Source organism: Streptomyces poriferorum (assembly GCF_019399235.1).
GTDB lineage: Bacteria > Actinomycetota > Actinomycetes > Streptomycetales > Streptomycetaceae > Streptomyces > Streptomyces poriferorum.
Genome location: NZ_JAELVH010000365.1, coordinates 1 through 5671, shown reverse-complemented (window position 1 = coordinate 5671; position 5671 = coordinate 1). Strand labels below are relative to the sequence as shown.

5 protein-coding genes are annotated in these 5671 nt (G+C 71.3%); all 5 read left to right on the top strand.

Features of this window, described 5'->3' with window-relative positions; all coding sequences use genetic code 11:
* Positions 1 to 81 precede the first annotated feature (81 nt).
* A complete protein-coding gene (locus JGS39_RS35875; RefSeq protein ID WP_219573950.1) occupies positions 82 to 735 on the top strand; it encodes an SCO family protein in 654 nt (217 codons plus the stop codon).
* A complete protein-coding gene (locus JGS39_RS35870; protein ID WP_219573949.1) occupies positions 732 to 1178 on the top strand; it encodes a copper chaperone PCu(A)C in 447 nt (148 codons plus the stop codon). Before JGS39_RS35875 ends, JGS39_RS35870 begins: the two co-directional genes overlap by 4 nt.
* Before the next feature lie 14 nt (positions 1179 to 1192).
* Positions 1193 to 3130 carry a copper resistance CopC/CopD family protein gene (locus JGS39_RS35865; protein ID WP_219573948.1) on the top strand — a complete coding sequence of 646 codons (1938 nt, stop codon included), beginning with the start codon at positions 1193 to 1195 and terminating at the stop codon, positions 3128 to 3130.
* Positions 3131 to 3333: 203 nt separating this feature from the next.
* A complete protein-coding gene (gene efeB, locus JGS39_RS35860; protein WP_219573951.1) occupies positions 3334 to 4581 on the top strand; it encodes an iron uptake transporter deferrochelatase/peroxidase subunit in 1248 nt (415 codons plus the stop codon).
* A gap of 131 nt (positions 4582 to 4712) precedes the next feature.
* Positions 4713 to 5648, top strand: coding sequence for a prephenate dehydratase (gene pheA, locus JGS39_RS35855; RefSeq protein ID WP_219573947.1), 936 nt, complete (start codon positions 4713 to 4715; stop codon positions 5646 to 5648).
* Positions 5649 to 5671 lie beyond the last annotated feature (23 nt).

Genomic DNA, 5671 nt, shown 5'->3' with positions numbered 1-5671 from the left:
GCCCTGTCCCACCCGCACGAGGGGCCCTGGTCCCACCCGCCAGTCCCACCCGCTCCACCGACCCATCAGGAACAGTGCTCCATGGTTAAGAAGTCTGTGCTGGCCGCGGCGCTCGTCGCCGCGGCCGCGCTCACCCTGTCCGCCTGTGGCGGCAGTGACAACGACAGCAAGAAGCCCATCGCCGACGTGTCGGTGGAGGCGAAGACGCAGGCCGCGACGGTGCTCGACCAGCCGTTCACCAAGCCGAATCTCGTCCTGACCGACACCCACGGCAAGAAGTACGACCTGCGCGAGCAGACCAAGGGCAAGCCGACGCTCATCTACTTCGGCTACACCAACTGCCCCGACGTCTGCCCGCTCATCATGAGCAACATCGCGATCGCCAAGAAGTCCCTGCCCAAGGCCGACCAGGAAAAGCTCCAGGTCGTCTTCGTCACCACCGACCCGGAGCGGGACACCCCGGCATCGCTGGGTTCCTGGCTCAAGGCCCAGGACCCGTCCTTCATCGGTCTCACCGGCGACTTCCCGACCATCCAGGCGGGCGCCCGGCAGATCGGCATCGGTATCGACGCTCCGAAGAAGGAGAAGGACGGCACGGTCGTCTCGATGCATGGCTCCCAGGTCATCGCCTTCTCCCCGAAGACCGACCAGGGTTACGTGCTGTACAGCGAGGACACGACGCCCGACGACTACACCAAGGACCTCCCCAAGCTCGTCAAGGGGGAGAAGCCGTGACCCGCCGCTCGACCCTCGCCGGCGTCCTGGCCCTCTCCACGGGGCTGACGCTGGCGGGGTGCTCGTCCTCGGACGCACCGGAGCTGAAGGTCATGGGCGCGTTCATGCCGCAGCCCGTCAACGACATGGCGGCGGCCTTCCTCGTCGTGCGGAACGACGGCGGCAGCTCCGACCGCCTCACCTCGGTCACCAGTCCGCTCTCGGACGACGTCACGATCCACGAGACGAAGAACCAGGCCATGCGCATGGTGACGTCCTTCGACGTACCCGCGGGCGGTGAGCTGGATCTGGAACGCGGTGGAAACCACATCATGTTCATGAAGCTCAAGCAGCAGCCCAAGCAGGGCGAGACCGTGTCCGTGGAACTGCACTTCGAGAAGGCCGGCCCCATGAAGGTCGACCTTCCCGTGAAGGAGACCACCCACAACCCGAAGAAGCAGTGAGGGACTGACACACCATGACAGCCACCGCCCCGCCCTTCGGGCGCTCCCCGTCCGCATCCGCCCCGCGCCGGCCGCTCGCCGTCGCCGGGCTCCTCGCCGCCCTGGCCGGCGTGGTGTTCGGTCTGCTGCTGGCAGTCGCGGGCCCCGCGTCGGCGCACGCCGCGCTCACCGGGAGCGACCCGCAGGACGGGGCGGTGGTCGCCGCCGCGCCCAAGGCAGTCACGCTCACCTTCTCCGAGCAGGTCGCCATGGGCGAGGGCTCCATCCGCGTCCTCGACCCCGCCGGGAAGCGCGCGGACACCGAGGACGCGCCGCGTGATCTGCACAGCGGCTCCACCGTGAAGTACGGCGTCTCCCTGCACACCGGGCTGCCCGACGGTACGTACACCGTCGCCTGGCAGGCCGTCTCCGCCGACAGCCACCCCGTCTCCGGAGCCTTCACCTTCTCCATCGGCGCGCCCTCCGAGACAGCCGTCGCCCTCCCGGACAGCGAGGCCGGCGGCGGCCTGGTCGGCACGCTCTACGGCATCGCCCGCTACGCCGCGTACGCCGGATTCATCGTGCTCGCGGGCGGCGCAGCGTTCGTGCTGGCCTGCTGGCAGCGCGGAGCGGGCGCCCGTCCGCTGCAGCGCCTCGTGGTCCGTGGCTGGATGACCCTCACCGCGGCCACGCTCGCGATGCTGCTGCTGCGCAGCCCGTACACCGGTTCCGGGAAGCTCGGCGACGCGTTCGACCTCGACGGCCTCAAGGCGGTGCTGGACACGAAGCCCGGCGCCGCACTGGTCTCGCGGCTGCTGCTGCTCGGCGCCAGTGCGCTGTTCATCGCGGTGCTGTTCGGGACATACGCGAAGCGCGAGGACGAACGCGAGAAGAAGGACCTCACCTTCGGCCTCGCCATCGGCGGTGCGGTCATCGCCGCCGGGATCGCCGGTACCTGGGCCCTGGCCGAACACGCGTCGACCGGGATCCAGCCCGGTATCGCGATGCCCGTCGACGTGCTCCACCTGCTGGCCGTCGCGGCCTGGCTGGGCGGGCTCACCGCCCTTCTGATCGCGCTGTACCGCACCCCCGACATCACCGCCGGCGCGGTACGCCGCTTCTCACGGATCGCGTTCATCAGCGTGCTCGTCCTCACCGCGACCGGGATCTACCAGTCCTGGCGCCAGGTCGGCTCCTGGTCCGCGCTGACCGGCACCGGATACGGGCAACTGCTGCTGGTCAAGGTGGGCCTCGTCGCCGTCCTCGTCGGCGTCGCCGGCATCTCGCGCCGGTGGACCGCCCGGCTGGCGACGGGTGGGGGTACGGACGCGGACACCTCGGCGGCAACCCCGGAGACCAACGGTACGCAGACCCCGCAGGCCTCGGCCCCCGAGGATCCCGCGCGCACCGCCCAACTCGCGCGGCAGCAGGCGGCCGTGGCAACCGCGGAGAAGAAGCGGATACGTGATGCCGACCCCGACCGGTCCGGCCTGCGCCGCTCGGTGCTGGCCGAGGTCGGGGTGGCGGTGGCGCTGCTGGCGGTGACCACCATCCTGACCTCGACCGAGCCCGGCCGCACCGAGGAGGAGGCGGCGCGCTCGTCCGCGCCGGCCGCCGCGCCGGTCGCGAGCGGCCCCGTCAACCTCACCCTGCCCTTCGACACAGGCGGCGAGAACGGCAAGGGCACGGTCCGCATGGACCTGGACCCCGGGCGCACCGGAGCCAACGTGGTGCACCTCTGGATCGACGGTATCGACGGCAAGGCCATGGACGTCCCCGAGGTGAAGCTCGCCTTCACCCTGAAGTCCAAGGACATCGGGCCCCTGCCCGCCGTCCCCGTCCGGCTGACCGAGGGCCACTGGACCTCCACCGGAATCCAGATCCCGATCGCGGGCAACTGGAACGTCGCGGTCACCGTACGGACCTCGGACATCGACCAGATCACGGTCGACAAGAACGTCAAGATCGGCTGAGCAGGACCGTGAGCGGACACCGGACAGACAGCACAGACAGCACAAACACGTCGAGCGGCGCGGGCCGCAAGGGCGGTACGAGCAGCAAGGACGGCGCGGGCCGCAAGGGCAGCACGAGTGGCGCGGGCCGCAAGGACGGCGCCGGCGGCCGGAACTGGCGCAGCGGAAGCGATTCCGATTCCGCCGCCCCGGCGACCGGCGCGATCTCCCGGCGGCGGCTGCTCGGCACCGCGGGAGCGGCCGGTGCCACCGGCCTGGTCCTCGGGGCGGCCGGCGGCGCCACCGGCTACGCCGCGACCCGGGACGAGGCACCGGCGGCACTGACCTCGGTGGGCTCCACCGAGGTGATGTTTCACGGGAAACATCAACCGGGGATCACCACTCCGCTTCAGGCCCGCGGCCACCTCATCGCCTTCGACCTGGCCCCCGGCGCCGGACGGAAGGAGGCGGCAGCGCTGATGCGCCGCTGGTCGGCCACGGCTGAGCGGCTGATGACCGGTGAGCCCGTCACCGGCGGATCGGCGGACGGCACCGGGCACGACACCGGCATCGCGCTGGACGCCGGACCGTCCTCGCTGACCGTCACCTTCGGCTTCGGCGCCACCTTCTTCGAACGGACGGGCCTGAAGGGTCACCGTCCGCCCGGACTCGATCCACTGCCGCCGTTCTCCGCCGACCACCTCGACGCCGGCCGGTCCAACGGCGACCTCTGGGTGCAGATCGGGGCCGACGACGCACTCGTCGCCTTCCACGCGTTGCGGGCCGTACAGAAGGAGGCCGCTGCGACGGCCACCGTCCGCTGGCAGATGGACGGTTTCAACCGCACACCCGGCGCCACCGCGAAACCGATGACCGCCCGCAACCTCATGGGCCAGATCGACGGCACCGGCAACCCGAAGCCGGCCGACAGTGACTTCGACAAGCGTCTCTTCGTTGCGGCGGGCGCCGGGGACGCCGCGTACGACTGGCTGGCCGGCGGCTCCTACGCGGTCGTCCGACGGATCAGGATGCTGCTGGACGACTGGGAGAAGCTCCCGGTGGAACGTCAGGAGCGGGTCATCGGGCGGCGCAAGGCGGACGGCGCCCCGCTCAGCGGCGGCACCGAGACCACCGAGATGGACCTCGACAGGGCGGGCCCCGACGGCAAGCTGCTGATCCCCGACAACGCTCATGCCCGCATCTCCTCCCCCGAGCGCAACAGCGGCGCCGCCATGCTGCGACGCCCGTTCTCGTACCACGACGGCATCGCCTCGGACGGCGGCCCGGACGCCGGGCTGCTGTTCATCTGCTGGCAGGCCGACCCCCTGCGGGGCTTCGTCCCCGTGCAGCGCAAACTCGACCGGGGCGACGCGCTGTCGCCCTTCCTCCGCCACGAGGCGAGCGGGCTGTTCGCGGTGCCGGGCGGTGCGGCGCAGGGGGAGTACGTGGGGCAGCGGCTCCTGGAGTCGTAATCCACCGCCGGGTGGGCGCGCGCGTGGACCGTATCCGCTGCCGGGTGGGCGCGCGCGTGGACCGTATCCGCTGCCGGACGGAGCGGCAAGTACGGGGACGCCGTGCCGACCCGGCGCATTAGGGTGACGGTATGTCCGCCACGCGCTACGCCTATCTCGGCCCCGAAGGCACCTTCACCGAGGTCGCCCTCCGTACGCTCCCGGAGGCCGCCACCCGCGAACTCGTCCCGATGGTCTCCGTACCGGCGGCGCTGGACGCGGTGCGCAACGGTACGGCCGCCGCGGCGCTCGTACCGATCGAGAACTCCGTCGAGGGCGGCATCACCACCACGCTCGACCAGCTGACCAGCGGCGAGCCGCTGATGATCTACCGCGAAGTGCTGCTCTCCATCACCTTCGCCCTGCTCGTACGTCCCGGCACCAAGCTGTCCGACGTCAAGACGGTCACCGCGCACCCGGCCGCGCAGCCGCAGGTACGCAACTGGATGGCGGACCATCTCCCCCAGGCCGTATGGGAATCGGCGGCGTCCAACGCGGACGGTGCCCGGCTCGTGCAGGAGGGGCGCTACGACGCCGCCTTCGCCGGGGAGTTCGCGGCGGCGACCTACGGACTCGAACCGCTGGTGACCGAGATCCACGACGCGGAGAACGCCCAGACCCGCTTCGTGCTGGTGGGCCGCCCGGCCCGCCCGTCGGCGCCGACCGGGGCGGACAAGACCTCCGTGGTCATCTGGCTCGGGGACGACCACCCCGGCGCGCTGCTCGAACTGCTCCAGGAGTTCGCGGTGCGCGGGGTCAACCTGATGCTGATCCAGTCCCGGCCGACGGGTGCGGGGATCGGGAACTACTGCTTCGCACTGGACGCCGAGGGCCATATCTCCGACCGCCGGGTCGGCGAGGCGCTGATGGGGCTGAAGCGGATCTGCCCGAACGTCCGGTTCCTCGGCTCCTATCCGCGGGCCGGCGTGACTACGGCGGACGTACGGCCCCTGCGGGCGGGCACATCGGACGCGGCCTTCACCGAGGCCTCCGACTGGCTGGCCCGGAACCAGGACGGCCGGGCCTGACCCCCCCCTTCACCCACCCCGAC

Coding starts and splice junctions, on each gene's coding strand:
- pheA (WP_219573947.1), top strand. CDS start 4,713: ATGTCCGCCACGCGCTACGCCTATCTCGGCCCCGAAGGCACCTTCACC.
- JGS39_RS35875 (WP_219573950.1), top strand. CDS start 82: ATGGTTAAGAAGTCTGTGCTGGCCGCGGCGCTCGTCGCCGCGGCCGCG.
- JGS39_RS35865 (WP_219573948.1), top strand. CDS start 1,193: ATGACAGCCACCGCCCCGCCCTTCGGGCGCTCCCCGTCCGCATCCGCC.